At 55.0% G+C, this 21357-nt stretch carries 19 protein-coding genes; 14 read left to right on the forward strand and 5 right to left on the reverse strand.

The features are described from left to right. Window positions 1-104 precede the first annotated feature (104 nt). The 5 genes from SynBIOSU31_RS13960 (at window position 105) to SynBIOSU31_RS13980 (ending at window position 7429) form a co-directional block, all read left to right on the forward strand. Window positions 105-3500, forward strand: coding sequence for a DUF4347 domain-containing protein (locus SynBIOSU31_RS13960; protein WP_186490983.1), 3396 nt, complete (start codon window positions 105-107; stop codon window positions 3498-3500). Between the two features lie 42 nt (window positions 3501-3542). Beyond that, complete coding sequence (mnmG, locus tag SynBIOSU31_RS13965; protein WP_186490985.1) at window positions 3543-5519, forward strand: tRNA uridine-5-carboxymethylaminomethyl(34) synthesis enzyme MnmG; 1977 nt, start codon at window positions 3543-3545, stop codon at window positions 5517-5519. 24 nt (window positions 5520-5543) lie between these two features. Next, window positions 5544-6302 (forward strand): hypothetical protein, encoded by a 759-nt coding sequence (locus tag SynBIOSU31_RS13970; protein WP_186490987.1) that lies wholly within the window; start codon window positions 5544-5546, stop codon window positions 6300-6302. Between the two features lie 14 nt (window positions 6303-6316). Continuing rightward, window positions 6317-6910, forward strand: a complete 594-nt coding sequence (locus tag SynBIOSU31_RS13975) for a chorismate lyase (protein ID WP_186493130.1) — start codon at window positions 6317-6319, stop codon at window positions 6908-6910. 87 nt (window positions 6911-6997) lie between these two features. After that, window positions 6998-7429, forward strand: a complete 432-nt coding sequence (locus SynBIOSU31_RS13980; RefSeq protein WP_186490989.1) for a hypothetical protein — start codon at window positions 6998-7000, stop codon at window positions 7427-7429. Window positions 7430-7441: 12 nt separating this feature from the next. On the opposite strand, the gene SynBIOSU31_RS13985 is transcribed toward SynBIOSU31_RS13980, so the two are convergent. From SynBIOSU31_RS13985 to SynBIOSU31_RS13995, 3 genes are all read right to left on the reverse strand, one after another. Next, window positions 7442-7963 carry a DUF1269 domain-containing protein gene (locus SynBIOSU31_RS13985; RefSeq protein ID WP_186490991.1) on the reverse strand — a complete coding sequence of 174 codons (522 nt, stop codon included), beginning with the start codon at window positions 7961-7963 and terminating at the stop codon, window positions 7442-7444. Between the two features lie 44 nt (window positions 7964-8007). Beyond that, entirely contained in the window at window positions 8008-8616 is a 609-nt protein-coding gene (locus SynBIOSU31_RS13990) for an RNA helicase (protein WP_186490993.1), read from the reverse strand. A gap of 110 nt (window positions 8617-8726) precedes the next feature. Further along, window positions 8727-9275: a SprT family zinc-dependent metalloprotease gene (locus SynBIOSU31_RS13995; protein WP_186490995.1), complete on the reverse strand. Its 549-nt coding sequence runs from the start codon at window positions 9273-9275 to the stop codon at window positions 8727-8729. Between the two features lie 91 nt (window positions 9276-9366). On the opposite strand from SynBIOSU31_RS13995, the gene SynBIOSU31_RS14000 reads away from it, so the two are divergent. The 4 genes from SynBIOSU31_RS14000 to SynBIOSU31_RS14015 all read left to right on the forward strand — a co-directional run bounded on the left by SynBIOSU31_RS14000 (window position 9367) and on the right by SynBIOSU31_RS14015 (window position 13296). Beyond that, complete coding sequence (locus SynBIOSU31_RS14000; RefSeq protein WP_186493131.1) at window positions 9367-9786, forward strand: hypothetical protein; 420 nt, start codon at window positions 9367-9369, stop codon at window positions 9784-9786. A 12-nt stretch (window positions 9787-9798) separates the two neighbouring features. Beyond that, window positions 9799-11898, forward strand: a complete 2100-nt coding sequence (gene ligA, locus SynBIOSU31_RS14005) for an NAD-dependent DNA ligase LigA (RefSeq protein WP_186490997.1) — start codon at window positions 9799-9801, stop codon at window positions 11896-11898. An 85-nt stretch (window positions 11899-11983) separates the two neighbouring features. Then, on the forward strand, window positions 11984-13111 hold the full coding sequence (locus SynBIOSU31_RS14010) for a TIGR00341 family protein (RefSeq protein ID WP_186490999.1): 1128 nt from the start codon (window positions 11984-11986) through the stop codon (window positions 13109-13111). Beyond that, window positions 13108-13296 (forward strand): hypothetical protein, encoded by a 189-nt coding sequence (locus tag SynBIOSU31_RS14015; protein WP_186491000.1) that lies wholly within the window; start codon window positions 13108-13110, stop codon window positions 13294-13296. The genes SynBIOSU31_RS14010 and SynBIOSU31_RS14015 overlap by 4 nt, the downstream gene beginning before the upstream one ends. Here the strand turns inward: SynBIOSU31_RS14015 and SynBIOSU31_RS14020 are convergent. Beyond that, complete coding sequence (locus SynBIOSU31_RS14020) at window positions 13278-13919, reverse strand: TVP38/TMEM64 family protein (RefSeq protein WP_186491002.1); 642 nt, start codon at window positions 13917-13919, stop codon at window positions 13278-13280. The genes SynBIOSU31_RS14015 and SynBIOSU31_RS14020 overlap by 19 nt on opposite strands. Before the next feature lie 13 nt (window positions 13920-13932). Between SynBIOSU31_RS14020 and SynBIOSU31_RS14025 the strand changes: the two genes are divergently transcribed. The 5 genes from SynBIOSU31_RS14025 (at window position 13933) to SynBIOSU31_RS14045 (ending at window position 20571) form a co-directional block, all read left to right on the forward strand. Continuing rightward, window positions 13933-15345, forward strand: a complete 1413-nt coding sequence (locus tag SynBIOSU31_RS14025) for an extracellular solute-binding protein (protein ID WP_255477273.1) — start codon at window positions 13933-13935, stop codon at window positions 15343-15345. Beyond that, on the forward strand, window positions 15342-16724 hold the full coding sequence (locus tag SynBIOSU31_RS14030) for a mechanosensitive ion channel family protein (protein ID WP_370593637.1): 1383 nt from the start codon (window positions 15342-15344) through the stop codon (window positions 16722-16724). Before SynBIOSU31_RS14025 ends, SynBIOSU31_RS14030 begins: the two co-directional genes overlap by 4 nt. 194 nt (window positions 16725-16918) lie before the next feature. After that, entirely contained in the window at window positions 16919-17851 is a 933-nt protein-coding gene (locus tag SynBIOSU31_RS14035; RefSeq protein ID WP_370593638.1) for a mechanosensitive ion channel family protein, read from the forward strand. 270 nt (window positions 17852-18121) lie between these two features. Next, window positions 18122-19384 (forward strand): hypothetical protein, encoded by a 1263-nt coding sequence (locus SynBIOSU31_RS14040; RefSeq protein ID WP_186491006.1) that lies wholly within the window; start codon window positions 18122-18124, stop codon window positions 19382-19384. Then, window positions 19381-20571: a mechanosensitive ion channel family protein gene (locus SynBIOSU31_RS14045; RefSeq protein WP_186491011.1), complete on the forward strand. Its 1191-nt coding sequence runs from the start codon at window positions 19381-19383 to the stop codon at window positions 20569-20571. The genes SynBIOSU31_RS14040 and SynBIOSU31_RS14045 overlap by 4 nt, the downstream gene beginning before the upstream one ends. Here SynBIOSU31_RS14045 and SynBIOSU31_RS14050 read toward each other — a convergent pair. Beyond that, window positions 20568-21356 (reverse strand): ABC transporter permease, encoded by a 789-nt coding sequence (locus tag SynBIOSU31_RS14050; RefSeq protein ID WP_186493136.1) that lies wholly within the window; start codon window positions 21354-21356, stop codon window positions 20568-20570. The two genes, SynBIOSU31_RS14045 and SynBIOSU31_RS14050, sit on opposite strands and share 4 nt — an antisense overlap. Window position 21357: the final 1 nt, after the last annotated feature.

Raw genomic sequence — 21357 nt, forward strand, 5'->3', positions numbered from 1 at the left:
CATCTGTTTTGATCCCAATCGTGCAGAAATCAGCCGCCCTCCCCCATCAAGGGCAGCCCGCGGGGACAAAGCTTCTGAGAATGAGATGAGGAACGAATGAAACCTTGCTCACAACCTCCGCACTGTTCGAAGGCAGCATCGCCCTCGCGGAGAGGACCAAAAAGACGTCCTGCCAAGGGCAGAAAACAAGCAGCAGCCTCAAGCCCTACGGAGACAAGGAAACAAATCAACGCCGACAACGGGCGGAACGTCTCGTTACGAGCAATCAGAACATCACAGATGTTGAATGGCTCCAGAGCCTGGATGACGACATCGCCTGGATCGAGGGTGATCCAATTGAAGAGATATCGCAACGATTAGACCAGAGCAGGCAAGCAGGCCAAAAGATCAAGGATCTACATATTGTTGCCCACGGAATTAATAGTGAGCTCAAGCTCGGCAATACATTAGTCACCAAACAATATTTAAAAAAGTATTCCCAGCATCTTCAGAGCTGGAAACTTGATTCGATCTACCTCTGGTGCTGCAATCTTGGCAACAATGCAAACCTTCTGTCAACCCTTGAATCATTAACAGGCGCAGAAGTCTTTGCTAGTAAAAATATTATTGAGCAAAACAATACAAGGATAGACAGCAACAAAGGAAATACGGCTTATTTAGAGCAAATCATTTGCCCAAGGGAGATCGGAACATGGAAAGGAAATTTGATGTCCCCTGCCAATCATTACGTAACTGTTGAAAACGGCCACTCAACAGGGTCACAACCAGCCAGTTATTTCAGCTTTGGAGCAGAGGATGAAGGCACTGGAGACGGCGTAGCTCTACTACGATCAATGCCATGGTGGGGTGATGCGGCACTCGCACAACAATGGGCAAATAACTCTCACTATGAATCACCTAACTTAAACCTTGATGGCGATATTGGCGGAAATGTTGAAGAGGTTGCATTTGTATATGCATTAGGAACACGTCGATCTAGTGGCGTTACCACATGGTCATCAAAAAGGTTGGCAGATGATTGGGGCAGCGATGACGTCACGCGTTACTGGTCCGGTGGATTTGCAGTCGCCAAAACAACACTTAGCGGTATCACTATCAATCAAACTGGTACATCAGATGGATCAGGAAATCTTCTCACCACAGAAGCCGGTGGTTCTTCCACATTCACGGTCGTTCTGGATAGTCAACCCACAGGTGGAAATGTCACCATCTCCCTATCAGGTGTTTCAACGGATTCTGGCCTTGTCGCACGGGAATACTCCTTAAGCACAAGCACTCTCACCTTCACTAATGCAAACTGGGATACAACCCAATCAGTCACCGTTACAGGCGGCGATGATGATTACGAGGACGGCGATCGCACTTATACGTTAGTTGCTACTGCATCAAACACCGGGGGCTATGCCGGTACGGAGCGGGCAGTCACCAATGTCAAAAATACCGACAACGACACCAACGGCATCACTATTGCCCAGACCGGAACAACTGACGGATCCGGCAACCTCATCACCACAGAAGCCGGAGGTACCTCTACATTCACCGTCGTTCTCGATGCAAAACCCAGTGGAAATGTCACTGTTTCTCTCTCTGGCAACGACGCCACCGAGAACACCCTGAGCGCCTCATCGCTCACATTCACAACCAGCAACTGGAATACAGCTCAAACTGTCACAGTCACCGGCATTAATGACTCCACCGTCGATGGAGACATCACAACAACACTCACAGCAACTGCCTCCAATTCTGGTAATTACGCCGGCACCGAGTCCGATACCACCACCGTAAAGAACACCGATAACGACACCAACGGCATCACCATTGCCCAAACCGGTACCAACGACGGTTCAGGAAATCTCCTCACCACAGAAGCCGGCGGGTCCTCCACATTCACCGTCGTTCTTGATGCAAAACCCAGTTCAAATGTCACTGTATCTCTCTCAGGCAACAACGACACCGAAAACACACTCAGCACCTCATCACTCACCTTCACCGACACCAACTGGAATACTCCCCAAACAGTCACCATCACTGGCGTTAATGACGATATCGATGATGGAAACATCACAACAACACTCACTGCCACAGCATCAAACACTGGTGGTTATGCCGGCAGCGAAACATCAACCGTCACGGTCAAAAACACCGATGACGACACTAATGGCGTCACCATTGCCAAAACCGGAACCAACGATGGTTCCGGGAATCTCCTCACCACAGAAGCCGGTGGGTCCTCCTCATTCACCGTCGTTCTTGATGCAGAACCAACATCCAATGTCACCGTTTCCACCACTGGAAATGATGCAACAGAAAACTCTCTGAGCGCAGATTCACTTACTTTCACCAGTTCTAACTGGAACTCAGCTCAGACCATCACTGTCACAGGCGTTGATGATGACATCGTGGATGGCGACATCACCACCACACTCGCCGTCACCGCTAACAACGCTGGTGGTTACGCCGGAACCGAATCAGCAACCACCACGGTCAAGAACACCGACGACGATAGCGATGGCGGCAGTAGCAGTAGCAGTAGCAGTAGCAGTAGCAGTAGCAGTAGCAGTAGCAGTAGCAGTGGTAATAACAACACCGATCAGACTCCTTCAAGCCTGAGTGAGCTGATCAGCAACAACAATGGCACTGGCTTCCGCGTGACTGGAACCAGCGGTGTTTGGGTCCAAATGCAAGTGCTCAAAGCCAACGCCGACTTGCAGAACAGCCTGCAGATCGTGAACTCTGAAGGACATGCCATTGGCTCCGTGGGTGCCACCAAAAATTCCACCAACATGGGAAACAATGAGTTCTTCCTAAGCGGCGGAAGTGAAATCAGGTTTCATCAGTCAAGCAATCATAAAAAACTCAATCAGTCCCCAGATCTGAAAATCAATCCAGAGCTCGACAACAGCTTTATGCTGCATCTTGAAGATAGCAAAAACCAAGATGCAGACTATAATGATTTATCAATCAAAATTACCACCTCTCAACAGCCCAAGAGCATTAATGCGTTCAAACTCTCCTCGCAGCAGAATCACATCAATGATCCGATCCTAAACCTCACGGACCTCAATGCAGGCACAACAAAATTACGCCTGACCTTGCAAAGCGATTGCAGCAACACCAATCGTGTGGCTTTTGTGAAACTAGATGCAGATCAAATCAATGGATTCACCATTGATGGCATTGCATCAACAGCTGGGAGCACCTTTGAAGAATCTGTGCGCGACAATCTGATCAACCCAGGCGACACTGAGATCCTGATGACTGGAGAGAAAACAAGAGAGATTGAATGGACATTCAATCAAATCGATGAAGGATTTTTTGCTCCTGTCTTCATTAATCAAGAGACAGGCAAACTTGCCACTTACGGAATTACATTTTCCGGTGCAAAACATAACTCAATTAAAACTCTTGGCAGTAATTTCTTTGGCTACGAAGACACACTCTCAGCTGAAGACTCCGACTGGGACTTCAACGACATCACCATGATGGTGGAAATGATCTGAGTTGTTAGCGCGCACAAACCTCTGGCGTTGGAGAATGAAGCCATGACCGGCTCCACAGCTCCCACCGAAGTGTTCGACGTGATCGTCGTGGGAGGAGGCCATGCAGGCTGCGAAGCCGCCATCACCGCTGCCCGCCTCGGACTGAACACCGCCCTGTTTACCCTCAATCTCGATCGGATCGCCTGGCAGCCCTGTAATCCAGCCGTTGGTGGGCCGGCCAAAAGCCAGCTGGTGCATGAAGTGGATGCTCTCGGCGGCGTCATTGGGCGCCTCGCCGATGCCACAGCCATCCAAAAGCGAGTTCTCAATGCCAGCCGCGGCCCTGCGGTCTGGGCCCTACGTGCCCAGACCGACAAACGGCAGTATTCGCGCCAAATGCTGCAACTGCTGCAACACACTCCCAACCTGGCTCTGCGCGAAGCGATGGTCACCGGATTGGAAATCGACGGCGATCCAAACGGCGGCGGAGAAACCTGGAATCCAAGCCAAGGACCAGCTGCACGCATCAAAGGCGTGCGCACCTATTTCGGCAGTACTTATGGCGCCAAGGCCGTGGTGCTCACCGCCGGTACCTTTCTTGGGGGCCGCATCTGGGTGGGGCACCAGTCGATGGCCGCTGGCCGGGCCGGGGAGCAGGCTGCCGAAGGGCTGACCGAAGCCCTGCAGCAGCTTGGCTTCCACACCGACCGGCTCAAAACCGGCACTCCAGCGCGTGTCGATCGGCGCAGCATCGCTCTCGATCAGCTGGAAGAACAACCCAGCGACGCCGCAGATCGCTTTTTCTCTTTTGACCCAGGCTCATGGAGCAGTGGTGAGCAGATGAGCTGTCACATCACCCGCACCACAGCTGCAACCCATCAGCTGATCAAGGACAACCTGCACCTCACGGCGATCTACGGCGGCGTGATCGACAGCAAGGGGCCCCGCTACTGCCCCTCTATTGAAGACAAGATCGTTCGCTTTGCGGACAAGGACAGCCACCAGATCTTCCTGGAACCCGAAGGTCGTGACACACCTGAGATCTATGTGCAGGGATTCTCCACCGGGCTCCCGGAGCCCATCCAGCTGCAATTGCTACGCAGCCTCCCAGGACTGGAACAGTGCGTGATGCTGAGACCGGCTTACTCGGTGGATTACGACTACCTGCCAGCCACCCAGCTGCTGCCGTCGCTGGAAACCAAGCGGGTGGAAGGGCTGTTCAGCGCAGGCCAGCTCAACGGCACAACCGGCTACGAAGAGGCCGCTGCTCAGGGCCTAGTCGCCGGACTCAACGCCGTTCGACGCATCCGCGGCCAGGAGGCGATGCACTTCTCCCGGGAGAGCAGCTACATCGGCACCATGATCGATGATCTCGTGAGCAAAGATCTGCACGAGCCCTACAGGGTGCTCACCAGCCGCAGCGAATACCGCCTCGTGCTTCGCGGCGACAACGCTGACAGGCGCCTCACCCCTCTAGGCCGGGAACTCGGACTGATCGATGACCGCCGCTGGCAGTTGTTCGAGCAAAAACTCGCTGCCATGGAAACCGAAAAACAGCGGCTGCAGAGCCAACGGCTCAAAGTGAGCGACCCGGTGGCAGCAGCTGTGGAAGCGGAAACCGGCGCACCAATCAAAGGGTCGATCACCCTGGCCGATCTGCTGCGCCGACCAGGCATGCACGCAGCAGACCTCGTACGCCATGGCCTCGCCGATGCCGACCTGCCGCTACCCGTCAGAGAAGGGGCTGAGATTGATATCAAATACAGCGGCTATCTCCAGAGGCAACAGCAACAGATCGATCAGGTGAGACGTCAGGGCAAACGCAAACTGCCCGCAGGGATCGATTACGCCAACATCAACACGCTGTCACGCGAAGCCCGCGAAAAACTGACCGACGTGCGCCCGCTCACCCTGGGACAGGCCAGCCAGATTCCCGGTGTCAGCCAGGCAGATCTCAGCGCCCTGCTCGTCTGGCTGGAACTGCAGCAGCGCCGCAACCAGAGCAAGGCATCACTCGCCTCCAGCGCAAACGCTCGATAGCGTTGGTGGACTCACCGGTCTACGTTGCCCCCTCGAATCTCCACGTCCAAGGCTTACTGGAACCTGCGCGCCGAACAGGTCATGGACCGCGTGTTCACTGACGGAGACAACATCCTGAAGACCGTGCAGGTCCAGGTCTATCCCCAGACAGCTCAGTCAGCGCAGGGAGCTCAAGAAGCTCAGGCAGAAACAAACACTCTCAATCTCCCTGCACTCACCTGGCCGCAAGTGAGCCTGGCGGCCCTGGGTCTGATTGCCGTACTGGGCAGCAGCGGCCTGGCACTGCAGTGGAAGCTGAGCCAGCAGGCGCTGGAGCGGGAAGGCAATCTCGCCTTGATCGAACGACTGCGCAACAACCAACCCGTTCAAAGCAGGAACAACCAAAGCAAGCCTGCTCCAACAATCACATCGCAGACGGTCACGGAGCCGTTAACCGAAGCGACTTCAGAAGCAGACGAACTGGAGATCACCGCACTACCAAACGCAGCGGCGACAAAACTGGACCCGATCACGGTTCCACTGCCGACAACCGAGTTCAGCAGCACCGCCTCAATCGCTGACCAAACACCATCAATCGCACCCCAACCTCTGCTGGTTGGTGTTGTCCACGCTGGCAACGGCGACGGCTCAGCCATCTTTCAACTCGGCGGGCTATCCCTCTCCACTGTTCCCGGTGAATCAATCGGCAACAGCGGCTGGACTCTGCAAAGCGTCAGCGCTAACGGCGCGGTCATTGAGCGATCGGGTGCAACTCAATCCCTCAGTGTCGGAGGTGCTTTCTGAACACCTTGAGCTCCCTGATTCCCTCCCCTTCCGTGCTGTGGGAAGCCCCCACATCCTCTGTTCTGGCTGGCGAGGAACCTGGCTGGCTGCCGGGCCCATGGCGACTGATGCTGTTGGGAGATGGCAGTCCCACCAGACACCTGCGCTTGCTCACTGGTCACAGCGTGCAAGTGAATTTGATCGCAATGGACGCGGACGACAGCCTCAACGACGCAACCGGCGGAGCACGTCCAGCGGAGGTTCAGGAACTGGAACCACCCCTGCTGCGCCGTCAGGTCTGGCTGAACTGTGGTGACACCACGCTCGCCTGGGCAGAAAGCTGGTGGAACAAAGACGAAGCCGAGCGCAATCTGAGCAACCGTGAGCAGCCGATCTGGCTCAGCCTCACCCAAGGGCGCTCAGAACTCTTCCGTGAGGTGGACGGACTGGCACTCGTCACGGAACCTTGGCTGGAAGAAGGATTTGGCGAACGCGGACCCTTCTGGAGCCGCCATTACCGCTTCTTCCGGCAAGGGAAAGAGCTCACCGTGATCCGTGAAGTGTTCAGCCCTGCTCTTGAGCGCTGGCTGGGCGAAGCGCCAAGACGACCGCTTCATGCAACGTCATGAAGAAAATCAGCGTTTGATGCGGATTTTCACTTGACAACTTGCCGACTGGTGTACTGAAGCAATCATGGCCACATCGGCAATGGTTCCATGGCGACCTCCACCTGGGTAACCCTCAACGATCTGGGCCGCAATTTCGGCATCTCCTCCATCCACTGCGGCCGAGCTCTCGAGCATGAAGGATGGCGGGACCGACAGGGACGTCCCACGGACGCAGCGCTCACAGCAGGTGCCGTTGAACAACGCACGCCACATAGGGGTGGACGTTCGGTGCTTTGGAACGCTGATCTCTGCGCAAACGTCCTGGAGCGATTTGGTTACAGACCCGTGACGCGATCTGAGCGCATCGGCCAATGGACAGATCTACTGGAGGCCATGACGGCTGGCTCCCCGTCGATCACCACCACCGCAGATCAGATGGCTGAAGAGCTGCCCACCGATCTGGTGGAGGACGTCAACCATCAACTGAGCCGACGTGGCTGCAGCTATCAGGTGTGCCGGCCAGTCAGCAGCCGGCACTGAGTTGCTTTTGGATCAGGCCAACCGCAAGGCTTCGGCCTGCTTGCGGGCCTGCTCCAACTGTTCTTTGAGCTTCTCCTCATCCGTGTAGCTGAGGCTGGTGTGCACCAAACGGGCATTGGGCACGTGACGACGCAAGCGCTCAATCACGCGATCAGGCGTTGAATCCCGTACGAGTAGAGCCAGTGCTGCACTGCCCTCAGGCAGGGTTTCAGTGAGCTCCTTGAGAAACTTGTCGTTGATGCCAATGTCACTGAGAGCTCCTGAAGCAGCACCGGCACCGGCACCAGCGGCCACACCAAGCAGCGGGTTGGCGAAGATCAGTCCGATCAGCAGTCCCCAGAAGCTTCCGCCCATCGCACCGGCCGCTGTCGTATTGATGGCCTGACGAAGGTGCACGTGACCATCACTGCCATGTTCAAGGACCACAGCATCCTCGAGGGTGATCAGGTGCTCTTCCTGGATCGCCACCAGCTCAAGCCGAACCTGCTCAGCTTCTTCCACCTTCGGGAAACCAATCACCACAAGATTGCTCATCGTGTTGATGCAATGGTCCCAACCATAGATAGGAATGCGGGCGCTTAATCGCGACGGCGACTGGAACGCGGCAAGGAGCGTCGAGATGACGACCGAGAGGTTGGCGATGAGGCTGTTGGCGGTGAATGTGTTGGCGGAGATGATGTGGGCGAAGACCCAGGATCCACAACGGCATCACGGCTGACAGATCGCTTCCAGCGCTCCACCCGGAAACTATCGTCTTCTGGCCAAACATCCTCACTATCAGACGGCTGCGAAGACGACCTCATAGACGCTGTCGAGGCCACTGGCGGAGGCAACATCGGCTGGCGGCGGGAGAGCGCCTGGAGTGGGCGTTTGCGTCTGGCAGGCGTTGATCGTTCAACTGATGAAGGGACGTCCGCTCGCCCTTGGCGTGCGGACTGCAGACTCTGCGGCCGCTCAGACAGCTCACGCCAGTCATCCTCTTCATCCAACAGCCAGTCGATTCGGTCACCAACCCAACGACCCATCGCGTCCAAGCGGGAGGCGCCATCCAGCCGGTCGAAACTGCGACGCCCCGGCCTGGCCCCCGAAACACCGTCCACGAGCTGACGTCCGGTGTCTAACCACCGGTCAAGCCGCCGGTCCAAGGGATCAGGACTGCGCTGCGAGCGTTGTCGACGTGAATCCATGCTCTGACGTTACCGACGTCTGTGCTGCAACCAACGCTCTCGTTGCAGACCAATCAGAACGATCGAAACACCACCAACCTCCAACACCCAGAGAAAAACCTCCATCCCGCTCAGCTCACCTCCGGTGCAGGTTCGTAGCGAAGCAGACAACTGGCATTCCAGCGACCCCCATGAAGCCGATCGCAGCACAATCGACACGCCGCCTGCCGCATCTTGCGGCGATAGGGAGTTTGGTGCCCGCACTGAGGACAGATCGCGATCCAACGCGGAGAGCTCTGCGGCACAGGAAAGCGATGGCGGACACTGACCTCGAACCGGTTCTGGGCCGCGTTGATGACCTCCATGCGATGCCGAAAGCAAGGTCCATGCCCTTCCTCTCGCTTCAGCACCAGGTCCACCCAGGCGTGGATCATCTCGTGACAGAGGGTGCTTTCCGTGGCCTCTCTCGGCAAAGGGTCCAGCAATGGTCTGGACAACACAATTTCACGCCCGAATGGAGGAGCCACTGCAGGGCCTCGTCGGTAGAGACCAGCTGTACGGCGCAGGCGACCATCACTCCAACGCAACGCCAGCAGGGGTTGATGTCCTTGGCAGAGGGCTCCCTCGAAATGCTCCCGATTCAGGCGATGAAACAGAGGGAGCAGCGGCTCGAGCGGCATGAATGGCGAAGGCCTTGACAACAACGTCGGCCCAGTCTGCCTCCATCCAGCGGTCCGTCAGTCAGACTCTGCACTCACTTGGAAACAGCTGATGGATCTGGGTCTGGTGCGGGAGATCGGGAGCAAGGCCCTCCTGGCCGGTGGAGGCGCCCTGCTTCTTTATTGGACGGTCACGGCCGTGAAGCTGGTCCTCAGCGCCCGCGGCATCAACCCGCTGATCAAGCAGTTTTTCACGCAGGTGGCGGCGGGTCGAGTGGATGCGGCCTATCTGCTCACCACCAAGTCGTACCGGCAGCACGTCAACCGACAGCAGTTCATTCGCTTCCTGGCTGGCCTGAAACTCAACCGCTTTCGCAACCTCAAATCGGGCCGGCCCCGCCTGCAAGAGGGCAGCATGATTCTCACCGTGAAGCTAATCGCGGAAAACAAGGAGGAGATGCCCCTCGACTTCACCTTCACCAAGGCGGAAGACAGCTGGAAAATCGAGCGCATCACCCCCGTCAAGAGCTGATTTGTCCTGCCCGTGACAGCGCCAGCTCCAGACACCGCTCCCAATCAGTTCAGCGAGCGAGCCGCTGAACTGAGGGAACTGCTCACCCGAGCCGCCCACGCGTACTACGTGCTGGATGCTCCCGAGCTGGAAGACGCGATCTATGACCGGCTTTACCGCGAACTGCTGGACCTAGAGACGAATCACCCAGAACTGGTGACCACTGATAGCCCGACCCAGCGCGTGGGTGGAACGCCCTCCGAAGGCTTCACCAGCGTGACCCACCGCATCCCGCTGTTCAGCCTCGACAACGCATTCAGTCCCGAAGAGTTGCGCAGCTGGTACGCACGTCTGCTGAAGGTGCTCGACAGAGAGCCACAAGCGGATACTCCTATGCCAGCACTGGCGATGGTCGGTGAGCTCAAAATCGACGGCAATGCCCTGGCTCTCAGCTACGAGGACGGCGTGCTGATCCGCGGCACCACCCGCGGTGATGGCGAACAGGGAGAAGTGATCACCCCCAATGTGCGCACCATCGCTTCGATCCCGCTGAGGCTGCAACTCGATCCACCACCGCCTTGGGTGGAAGTTCGTGGCGAAGCGCTGATTCCCGATCGCACCTTCGCTGCCATCAATGCCGAGCGGGCAGCGCGGGATGAACCACTGTTCGCCAATCCCCGCAATGCCTGTGCCGGCACCCTGCGCCAGCTCGATCCGAAAGTGGTGGCGGCACGACGGCTGGACTTCTTCGCGTACACACTGCACTTACCGGACGACTGGGATGGGCCACGTCCGACCAGCCAGTGGGAATGCCTCAGCTGGCTGAGAAGCGCTGGCTTCCGCGTGAATCCCAATGCATCCCTTCTGCCGGATCTTGCTGCGGTGGAGACCTTCTTCAACACATGGGACAGCCGCCGTCACGACCTTGACTACGCCACAGATGGAGTGGTGGTGAAGCTCGACGACCTGCGCCTCCAGGACTCCGCAGGCTTCACACAGAAAGCACCACGCTGGGCCATCGCTCTGAAATACCCAGCCGAGGAAGCTCCAAGCCGACTGGTACGCCTCACTTGCCAGGTGGGGCGCACCGGCGTGATCACTCCAGTGGCCGAATTCGAACCGGTTGCTTTGGCAGGAACCAGCGTTAGTCGCGCCACCCTGCACAACGCTGATCGACTGGCGGAACTGGATCTCCACAGCGGCGACACGATCGTGGTGCGCAAGGCCGGAGAGATCATCCCTGAAGTGCTGCGAGTGCTTGCCGAACTCAGACCTGAAGGTGCTCAACCCCTTGACCTTCCCCATCAGTGCCCCAGCTGCAGCTCCGAGCTGGTTCGAGAAAGCGGTGAAGCCGCCACTCGCTGCGTGAACAGCAGCTGCCCGGCAATCCTGCGCGGTGCGCTGCGTCACTGGGTCAGTAAGGGAGCTCTCGACGTGGAAGGAATGGGCGGCAAATTGATCGAACAGCTCGTGGAGAGGGGGCTCGTGCGCGCGATCTCCGACCTGTATCGCCTGGATATCGCGCTGCTGAGCAGCCTGGAACGGATGGGTGAAAAAAGTGCTGAAAACCTTTTATCAGCCATGAAGGCGTCCCGTGCCCAGCCATGGGCACGCCAGCTCTATGGACTCGGCATCCACCATGTGGGCGAGGTCAACGCCAAAGCACTCGCCGCAGCATTTCCAGACGTCGACACGCTTGCCCAAGCAGCCGTTGATCATCCTGAAGCGATCAGCGAGCTGCATGGTATTGGTCTCGAGATCACTCAGAGCCTGCAGCAATGGTTCAACACCGGAGCCAATCAAACGCTGATTCAGCAGCTTCAAGCCGTGGGCCTCTCCCTGGCCACCAGTGAGCAGGAGCGCCAAGACCTGGCAAGCCGCAACAGCACGATCGGAGTGCTCTCTGGCCAAACCGTGGTCCTCACCGGAACGCTTCCCTCCATGAGTCGCACTCAGGCGAAAGAGCTGATTGAAGCCGCAGGGGGCAAGGTCAGTGGCTCCGTGAGCAAAAAGACCTCCTTCGTGCTCGCTGGAGACGAGGCTGGCAGCAAACTCGAGAAGGCCACCAAACTGGGCGTCAGCGTGATCGATGAAGCGGGACTGATCGCCTTGCTCCAATCCATCGACACTTAACAAGCATTGCCCATGGTCAATGCATCCGACCAAGGGATGTGATGGCGGAGACTGAACAGGCAGTTATGTCCAGCATCTAGCCCCAGTGGACTCCTCATCTCCCCGTCGAAGCGTTCTGGACAATTTGTCCGGTGAGTGGAAGATCAACCTCGAAAACCGGATCCCACGCAAGGAGCTCTACCAGGCCCGAATCGCTTCATCCAAGCCCTCACTTGGCTTTTTCGTGCTGCTGCTGTGCGCAGCGGTGATCGCCACTCTGGGACTGATCGCCAACAGCACGGCGGTGGTGATCGGAGCCATGATCGTGGCGCCGCTGATGGATCCGATCCTCAGCCTCGCTTTTGCACTCTCCATCAGCAACAACAAGCTTGCAAAGCGCTCGCTGCTAACGGTTGTGATTGGCGTGCTCACCGTGATCGCCACCGCAGCATTGCTGTCATCACTACTGGATGTCAGTGAGGTGAACCGAGAGATGACCTCCCGCACAGCGCCCAACCTGATTGACCTCGGAGTGGCCGTGGCGGCTGCTGTGGCCGGATCCTTCAGCATGACCCGTGAACGGCTCTCCAATTCACTGGCCGGTGTGGCCATCGCCGTGGCATTGGTGCCACCACTGTGCGTCTGCGGCATCGGCCTGAGCATGGGCAATGAGGTGGTGGCGGTGTTTGGTCGCGGCACGGTGGCCGGTCTCACCAATCAGATCTCCGAAGGCTCCTTCCTGCTGTTTCTGGTCAATTTGATCGGGATCACGGTGGCCAGCCTGTTCATCTTTCTCGTTCAGCGCTATGGAAGCGTCGTTCAGTGTTGGCGCAATCTGCTGGTGTGGCTGGCTCTACTTGGTTTGTTATGCGTTCCCCTGTCTTCAGCTCTGCACGACTTCAGCATCAGGCAGGAAATTGTCAGCAGGTTCGACACCTTCAAAGCAGGTCAGGTCAATCAACTCAAGATCACCAGCAAGAACCCCTATCTGTGGCAGAGGGTGCGCCTGCTGTTCAGCAATGTGCGGGTACTTAACAACAAAGCCGACGTGGATCTGGTCTTCAGCGCACCAAAGGGTGTTCTCAGCGAAGAATTGGCCAATGAGCTCTCCGACACCATCATGAAAAGCGCCAAAGAAGAGTTCAACCTTGATGACGCCAAGATCACGATCAGCGTGATTCCCAATCAGATCAACAAATTCAGCGGTACTTCAGCGCTTCCATCAAGGCAATGAACAACTCAGAGAGAGATCACCCAACCATCTTCAGGTGGATCAAAACGGAGTGCGGTCGAGCCAAATATGCCGACCTCAGCAGCCGCAGCGGATTCGCATCCAAAACCCGGCTGGGTTGGTTTGTTGTAATCGCCGCTCTGCGTGACTGGCGTCTGCCTGATCCTGATCAGACCTCAGGATCCTGAACATCAGCGCCTGGTTCCTGAAGAGCTTTGCGGGCTGAGCGTCCCACCAGCCACACCACACCCACCGTGGCCAGCACTCCCACGACCCGAAGCACCCAGGCCTGCGCGGAGGTCTCTCCAGCCAGCACCTCACCAAAACTGGCAGCGCTGCCGGCCAGAGCACCGAGAGCACAGAACAAAATCGTGCCGGGAATGATCCCGATCAGGCCGAGGTTGTAATCACGCAGGCTCACCTCACTCAATCCGTAAGCCAGGTTCAGCAAAGAAAACGGAAAAGCGGGGGAAAGGCGCGTGAGTAGCACCAAACGAAACCCCTCCCGACTGACGGCCTTCTCAATCGCCAGCAACTTCGGAAAACGACTCAGACGCTGCTGCGCCCAGCCCCTAAGCCAGTTCCTACCAAGAAGGAACGCAGCCTCCGCCCCAAGTGTTGCCCCGGCAAACACGATCAGGCTGCCCCACCAGGGTCCGTACAACGCACCGGCCAGCATCGAAGCCCAGATCCCCGGCAGCAGCAAAGTCACCCAGACGGCATAAAGAGGAATGAACAGCAGGGCTCCTGCGGGCGACTCCAGCCATGCAAGAAGAACGTCGATGTCAATCAGCTGAACGATTGCTTCCATCCTTCATCCATCAATGCCATCACTGTTCTTAGGACCACAGCAACAACACAACCGCACCTCACTGACTCAGACAACTCGTGACATCAGAACACTGACCCAACCCTTATCAGGCTTAGCGTTGAGCCCTTGGAAGGAAGACTTGCAGGCTGCTGTGCAACATCAACGTCTCCGGGCACCACTGATCCGACAGCGCCTGCTGTTGCTGGGGCTTCTCTGCACAGCTGGGCTGCTGAGCTCTTGCAGCACCAGCAGCGGTCGAACCCCAATCAAATTGCTTCGGGTGGCCCGCATCATGCCGACCGATGAGAGAGTCACCCCGACTGACAGTTCCAGGGACCGGAGGCGTTTACGCAGCTTTCAGAACAATCTTTGGGATGTGGTTCCAGGCCTGCGCATCCAACCCGCTCTCTATTCAGAAGCTGCCGTCCAATCGGAACTGGAACGTCAGACCTCGAGCGGACTTGGGCCGGATCTTGTGATGGGCGATGCCCGCCTCATCCAACAACTCTTCGAAGCAAAGCTGCTGGACCCTGTGCCCGTCACAGCAGAACAACGCAACGCCATCGCGCCAGGCTTACTGCAACGCGTCACCAACTCCGGCGGGGAGCTCACAGGTCTTCCTGTCTCTCAGTACCTCCAGCTCGCCTGTTACGACAAACGCAAACTCAAGGAGCCGCCGACAACGCTGGCACTGATGTCCAAACAAAGCGGTGAGGGTCAGGTGTTTGGCATTACCCAGAATTTTGAAGACCTCTACTGGAGCATGAGCGGGTTCAAGGCGGGCAACGCACTGGTGAGCTCCTTGCGAGGCCAACAACCCACTGCCGAACAAAACCAGCGTTTGGTTCGCTGGCTCAGCTGGCTGCGGGATGCCAGCTATCAGCAGAACGTGATGTTCCTCAGGGATCAGGCCACCCTGCGCAAACAGCTGATTAATGGACAACTGCACTGGATCAGCTGCTGGAGCTCACAGTTACCTCAACTGAGAGAAGCGATGAAAGACAATCTCGGCATGACCCTTTTGCCCGCTGGACCCGCAGCTCCGGCCACACCCATCAGCAAACTCCAGGTCTGGGGTCTGGGCCGCAACTCCAGTCGACGCCAGCGGCAGACCGCAGAGGAGCTGATGCAATTCATCGTTCAACCATGGGCCCAGAAGACCTGGTCACTGCGTTTTCGAACCAACTACCCCGTGAATCCAGCAGCGGCCACGATCATTAACCGCCAGATTCCAGGAATCAAGAATCTCTACATCTACACAGGCAAAGAAGAAATCAAAATTGGCGATGAGATTGTGGCTGCCATCGATTCAAATCCAAAACTTGCCAAAAGCATCCAAAACATCCTCAATGATGTGATTTTTGGGGCAAAAACTCCCGCCAAGGGAGCCAAGCGACTGCAGACCGTTTTGAGGTCATCCTCATGATGTCCACCTTCTCTAATCCTCTGATCACGGTGGCTCCTGGAGACATCCTGGTCGAAATGCTCAGTTGGCTGTCCTTTGTGGAGCGCTGGCCTGTTCTGATTCAGTTGATCCTGGTGCTAATCGTGCTGCTGATTGCACGGACACGCAGCATCCTTCTAAGGCGCAACCGACACCTTCAACGCCTGCTCAACCGAGCAGGTCTACATCAACGCTTCCCGGATTCAATCCGCGTGTTGCTGGGGCCCGCTCTATTACTTTTGCTCGCAGGAGTCTTCGCAGTCGTACAAGTTCCCTACGGACTGCTGCGTTACTTCGGACTGCTCTGGCTGGGCTGGAATCTGTTCACTCCCTTAAAAGTGTTGGTGGAAAAAACTAATCCCCGCTTCCCGATTGGAGAAGTGGAAACAACACTATTCAAGCCAATTTATGTGTTCACAGCAACGTTGTCGCTGCTGAGCTTGCTCGGCAGTCAGGAGAATTTAGCAAGAATTGGGATCGCCAATCTCTTCGAAGTTGAGATTACTCTCGGCAAATTGTATACGGCCATTGTGGCGATCTACCTGATCGTCACCATTGCATCCAGGCCAGCAGCACTAATGGCTTGGATGAGCGGTGTGATCTTCGGGGTGCAGAAACGCAATCAGCGCGGGCTGGAGTTGTTATTTCGCTACAGCGTAATCGGCATCGGCATCATCGGCGTGGCTTATTACATCGGCATCAACGGCAACGCCTTTATTGCAATCGCCGGTGGTTTGTCAGTGGGGATTGGTTTTGGCACCAAGGAAATCATCTCCAATTTCATCAGCAGCATCTGGCTGCTATTCGAAGGATCAGTCCGGCCTGGGGAGATCCTGATGATCAACGGTGATCCCTGCACCGTTCGCAAACTTGGTTTGCGCGCCACACAGTTGAAGCGAGGTCGTGATGGAGCCGAACTACTGATTCCCAATCAGAACTTTTTCACCCAGGAGGCCGCGTCTTACACAGCGACAGAAACCTCTAGACGCGACAGCGTGGTGGTGGGTGCTGCCTATCGACACGACCCCGACAAAATTATCGACATCCTGCTGGAGATCGCGGCAGACCATTCCAAGGTGAAGAAGTATCCGCCTGCAGCGGCATTTGTCACTGAATTTGCGGAATCCTCAATCAACTACAAGATGTTGTTCTGGGTGGCAAATCCTCTCGACGCCTTCAACGTGGGCAGTGATCTACGTCGTGCAATCTGGAAACGATTCGAGAAAGAGAACATCAGCATTCCCTTTCCTCAACGTCAGATCTATTCGATGGAGTGGCCTCCCAAAACGCAACAAAGCCTCAGGCCACAGTTGCAAGCTGAGCAGTCAATTGATCACGAACCATCAGACGGCGTGAGCTAAGTTCGCCACTGCGACACACGAGTCTCATGCCAGAGCCTCAACCAGCCGTGAGCTTCCACTTGCAATTCCTTCAGACCAACACTGGATTACTGGTGGGCACGCTGGCGCTTCTGGGTGCCTGGCTCCTGCTACAGCTGCTCAGCCGCCATGGACGCAACATAGGCAGCCAACTTGCAGCAGCAGTCCGTCGACCATTGCTGTTTGGGCTTGGCGTGTCGCTCTATGCCAGCTGGATCATCCATCAGGTCAACCAGGAACTTGAGCTAGGGCTGGTCGCTCAGTCTCAAGTGAACAAGATCTCCACAACACTGGTGATCGCCAGCATCACCTGGGCCCTGATGAATATCGGCCAGACCGTGCTGCGCTCTGCCTCGATGAGGCGATGGATTCAAATCGAGGATCAGCAGGATGAAGCCATGCTGATCAATGTGATGAGCAGGCTCTACACCATTACTGTTCTGCTGATTACCGTTGCGGCCCTGATGGTGAACTTCGGGGTTCCCTCAGCCGCAATTGCCACGATGCTCGGAGGCGCCGGCATCGGCTTCTCATTCGCAACACAGCAGATCAGCCAAAACTTCCTCTCAGGCTTCATGCTGTTTTTCAACCGCCCTTTTCGAGAAGGCGACTGGATCAACGCGAACGATCTGGAAGGGACCGTCGAAAATATTGGCTGGTATTACACGCGAATTCGCACCTTTGACCGACGACCTTTATTCATACCGAATTCAGTATTCGCAACAAATCCGATCCAAAATCCCGGTGAAATGTATAACCGCAGAATTCGCGCCAATATCAGCTTGCGCTATGAAGATCTAGACAAAATTGATGGCATCACGAAAGAAGTACGCCAGCGCCTTCAGCAACATCCAGACATTGATCAAAGTCAGATTATTCTTGTCAACTTCAACGAATGGGATGCGTCATCGATCAACATGATGGTTTACTGCTTCACCAAAACAACAGTATGGAAAGACTGGCTAGACATCCAACAATCGATTTTCCTTGAGATCGCTGGAATTGTTCAACGCAGTGGCGCTGATTTTGCCTTTGATTGCACCACACTATATCCTGCTCCAAATATCGCTCCAAATGCAATAAATACTGCTCTAGGCAGGCAAGAGTAAAAAGGATTCTCTCTCCCAGCAAAGCCTAGAGACTCACCGCACATAGACTGAAACCTGGCAACCAAAACAAAGCATCAATGAATAATTTGCAAGCCATCCAGACAGCTTCTGCTTTGCTTTGCTCATCAAGTTCAAAAATATCCGAATAATCTGAACAAGTGATTGGAGCGCATAAGCCGAACAATTACAATTATGCTCATTTTGTAATTTTTAGCTGATAGATCTAAACAATTATCGATAGCATGGCAAGCAGCAGCGATTAAGTTTGCAATGCTGTTGCCAAGGCGTCCAAAAATCTCGCTGGTCATTGCTGCACTAGCCATTCCAAACCTCTTAATAGGCTGTGGCAAAGGCTTTCAGACACGAAACACACTCTTCATTGCTTATGGCATAGACGAAGTCAACTTCTCGAAGGCAACGAAAACACGCATTGAGGGGAGAATTGCGGAATTCACAGAAAATTTCAAACGGTCTCATCCCGAAGTTCAGGTTGTCTTGTCTGTTTACAAAGGCGGTCGAATTTGGGAAGATATTGTCAGAGATAGCACACTCGATTTAGGCCCAGATCTGATCATTTCAAATGAGATGATCATCAAAAGCCTTCACGAGGAAGGATTTGCAGCTCCGCTTCCAGCTCAAATCGATTGGGATCAGACATACGACCCATTACTAAAAGAAATTGCAAGCACTGATGGCCAATATATTGCAGCACCTTTTTTGACTTTTACACAGGTTGCTTGCTACAACAAAAAAACTGTTCCATCTCCACCTCAAACCATCCAAGAGCTGGAAAAACTCACCGCCAGCGGAACACGTGTCGGCTTATCTTTAGAGCCAGCAATGCTTCTATGGACAGCAGGTTCATTGGGCGCCATCAAAGAGATTAGTGCACTCGGGCTCAATGAAAGCAAAAGCACAGATACAAAAGCAATTCGCTCTTGGCTTGCTTGGCTCCGCAAAGCTGCGTTCTATCAAAATATTTCTTTCTTCAAATCTTATGTACAAAAAGATACTTCACTGATCAACAATGAGCTCGACTGGATCACCTGTCATGCCTCAGAGATTGAAAAAATTCGCAACAAGATGGGGGCCTCTCTTGGAGTGTCTGCACTTCCGAATGGTGCACGAGCTTCGGCCTTCCCCTGGCCTACCTTTGTCTCCTTTGGAGTCGGAATAAATTCCAGCCCAAAACAACGAAATGCCGCTATTAAATATATTCAATCAAGCACGAATGTAATCGTACAAAGGCAGCTCATGCTCCGCAATGTCGACTTTCTAGCGACCAACAAACATGTGTCAATTCCAATTAGCAGCTCGCAAACACTGCAAGCCTTAAACACATCCTTTAACAAGCAGGTTAGAGGATATACGAAGGAGTGGCCTGGGGTCTTGCGCTTTTTAACGGGTCACAAGAATCATCCCAATCGATACCAAGAAGTTAGTTCCGCCCTCGCTGATCTAACCAGTGGCTACTTAAAAGTGGATCAAGCATTAGATGTTATTTCCAACTTCAAACAGGGCAGCGAGCCATGAATGCAATTCTCAAGGAGCTCTCTGCCTGGCTTGGATATCTCGATCGTCAAGCCGTCAGCTGGCAATTGGGATTCATTCTATTGGCCCTCATCGCAGCAACGATCTTGCACAAATACAGGAAGGGCCAACGTGTATCTTCCTCCCTCGACCTGCTCTTTGGTCCCCTACTGCTGCTGATACCCAGCCTTTTACTTAAACTCATTGCTGTTCCCACAGGAATCAGCACTCAATTCGGCTGGATCTGGAGTCTTTGGAACGTCGTGAGCTGGTTAGAGATAAAACTTCAAAGGAGATATAAGGCCTCTCGATTCACACCTTGGTTAGGCAAGGTGGTACGGCCAACCATTCTGGTCGCTGCCATTGTTTATTTTATCGATCGTCTGAGCAGTATTTCATCGATCGCACTCATTCAGATAGGCACCATTCTTGAGGCAGAGCTTGCGATCGGCAATGTTTTTGTATCACTCGTGGGCCTCTATCTAATCTTCGTTTGTAGCCGAACAATCGCCTTTGTGATGGCCTGGCTGTTGCAAACTATTCTGAGAACAAAAACACAAAGTCGCAAACTACTCGAACAACTTATTCAATACCTCATCGTCGCTATCGGCACTTTGTTAATAGCCCTGCAGGCAGGTTTCAACGCCACGGCTTTGTTATGGATCTCAGGTGGTTTGTCCTTTGGCCTTGGTTTTAGCCTCAAAGAAATCATGACTAATCTTCTAAGCGGTATCTGGCTTTTACTCGAAGGTTGGATTCAACCAGGAGAAGTTCTAATGATCAACGGAGATCCCTGCCGAGTTACCAAACTAGGCCTCAGAGCCACTGAATTATCAAGATCACGAGATGATGCGACCCTATTGATTCCCAATTTTACCTTCTTCACAAAAGATGCTGAATCCTTCACCGCTGGAGAAAACGACCGGCGTGAATCGATTCATGTGAGTGCTGCTTACCAGCACGAACCGAAGGCAGTGATCGCTGTGCTTGAAGAAGTTGCTAAAAAACATCAGCGAGTGCTCAAAATGCCGTCACCAAAAGCCTTTGCCATCGACTTCTCTGAATCATCGATCGACTACAAACTCAAGTTTTCAGTTCCTAATCCTCTCGAGGCCTTGTCAATTGGGAGTGAATTAAGGCAGGCCATCTGGGTCGCTTTTGATGACAATGGAATCAAAGCCACCAACTAACTGGAGGCCGAGGTGTAGTGCCGCAACGCGAACAACCAGAACCCCCTGGCAGCAGCAAAAAAGCCGCCAGCCAAGACAAACCCCAGAGCCAGCAAGGGGAGTGAAGCCCGCCCCAGCAGGACCTCTGCAGGCACTGTGGTGAGAAACGCCACAGGAACCACCAAGGTGAACAGCAGCCGCAAGGAGGCGGGATAGGCCTCAAGCGGGTAGCGCCCCGATGCCAGCACGGCCCGCAGCACTTCCGTGGCGTTCCAAGTCTTCACGAACCAGATGCTGGTGGCAGCGATCAGAAACCACAGCGAATAAAGGATCACTGCAGCCACCATCAGCATCAGCATCACGGTGACCAGTACAGCTGGAGTCAGCACAACGCCGGATTGGTGCGCGCCCCAACCGGCCAGGCCAAGGCCCAGAACAACTTCAGACAAACCTGCAGGCGCAAACGTTCGCAACGACACCCAGAACTGACTATCGATCGGTTTAAGCAACACGAAATCAAGGGTGCCCTCGCGCACATAGGTGACGATCGCTCCGAGATTGGGCCTCAGCCAGGCGGTCGTCATGCCGTCGAACACGGTGTAGAAGCCCTGCACGATCAAAGCCTGGTTCCAGTTCCATCCCCCAAGCTCCCGGCCGGGCCCGAAGAAGAGAGACAACAGCAGCAGGCTGCCGCTGAGGCTGAGGACCACGGCCAGCAGCTCCACCACCACATTCAGCTGATATTCCAGCTGGGTGGCCAGAGCAGTACCCCAGAAACGGCGCAAGGTTCGCCAATAGCGCCCCATC

It is taken from the genome of Synechococcus sp. BIOS-U3-1 (assembly GCF_014279975.1).
Classification (GTDB): Bacteria; Cyanobacteriota; Cyanobacteriia; order PCC-6307; family Cyanobiaceae; genus Synechococcus_C.

Coding starts and splice junctions, on each gene's coding strand:
- SynBIOSU31_RS13995 (WP_186490995.1), bottom strand. CDS start 9,275: ATGCCGCTCGAGCCGCTGCTCCCTCTGTTTCATCGCCTGAATCGGGAG.
- SynBIOSU31_RS14015 (WP_186491000.1), top strand. CDS start 13,108: ATGAACAACTCAGAGAGAGATCACCCAACCATCTTCAGGTGGATCAAA.
- SynBIOSU31_RS13990 (WP_186490993.1), bottom strand. CDS start 8,616: ATGGATTCACGTCGACAACGCTCGCAGCGCAGTCCTGATCCCTTGGAC.
- SynBIOSU31_RS14030 (WP_370593637.1), top strand. CDS start 15,342: ATGATGTCCACCTTCTCTAATCCTCTGATCACGGTGGCTCCTGGAGAC.
- SynBIOSU31_RS14025 (WP_255477273.1), top strand. CDS start 13,933: ATGCCATCACTGTTCTTAGGACCACAGCAACAACACAACCGCACCTCA.
- mnmG (WP_186490985.1), top strand. CDS start 3,543: ATGACCGGCTCCACAGCTCCCACCGAAGTGTTCGACGTGATCGTCGTG.
- SynBIOSU31_RS14040 (WP_186491006.1), top strand. CDS start 18,122: ATGCTGTTGCCAAGGCGTCCAAAAATCTCGCTGGTCATTGCTGCACTA.
- SynBIOSU31_RS13985 (WP_186490991.1), bottom strand. CDS start 7,963: ATGAGCAATCTTGTGGTGATTGGTTTCCCGAAGGTGGAAGAAGCTGAG.
- SynBIOSU31_RS13980 (WP_186490989.1), top strand. CDS start 6,998: ATGGCGACCTCCACCTGGGTAACCCTCAACGATCTGGGCCGCAATTTC.
- SynBIOSU31_RS14050 (WP_186493136.1), bottom strand. CDS start 21,356: ATGGGGCGCTATTGGCGAACCTTGCGCCGTTTCTGGGGTACTGCTCTG.
- SynBIOSU31_RS14045 (WP_186491011.1), top strand. CDS start 19,381: ATGAATGCAATTCTCAAGGAGCTCTCTGCCTGGCTTGGATATCTCGAT.
- SynBIOSU31_RS14000 (WP_186493131.1), top strand. CDS start 9,367: ATGGATCTGGGTCTGGTGCGGGAGATCGGGAGCAAGGCCCTCCTGGCC.
- SynBIOSU31_RS14020 (WP_186491002.1), bottom strand. CDS start 13,919: ATGGAAGCAATCGTTCAGCTGATTGACATCGACGTTCTTCTTGCATGG.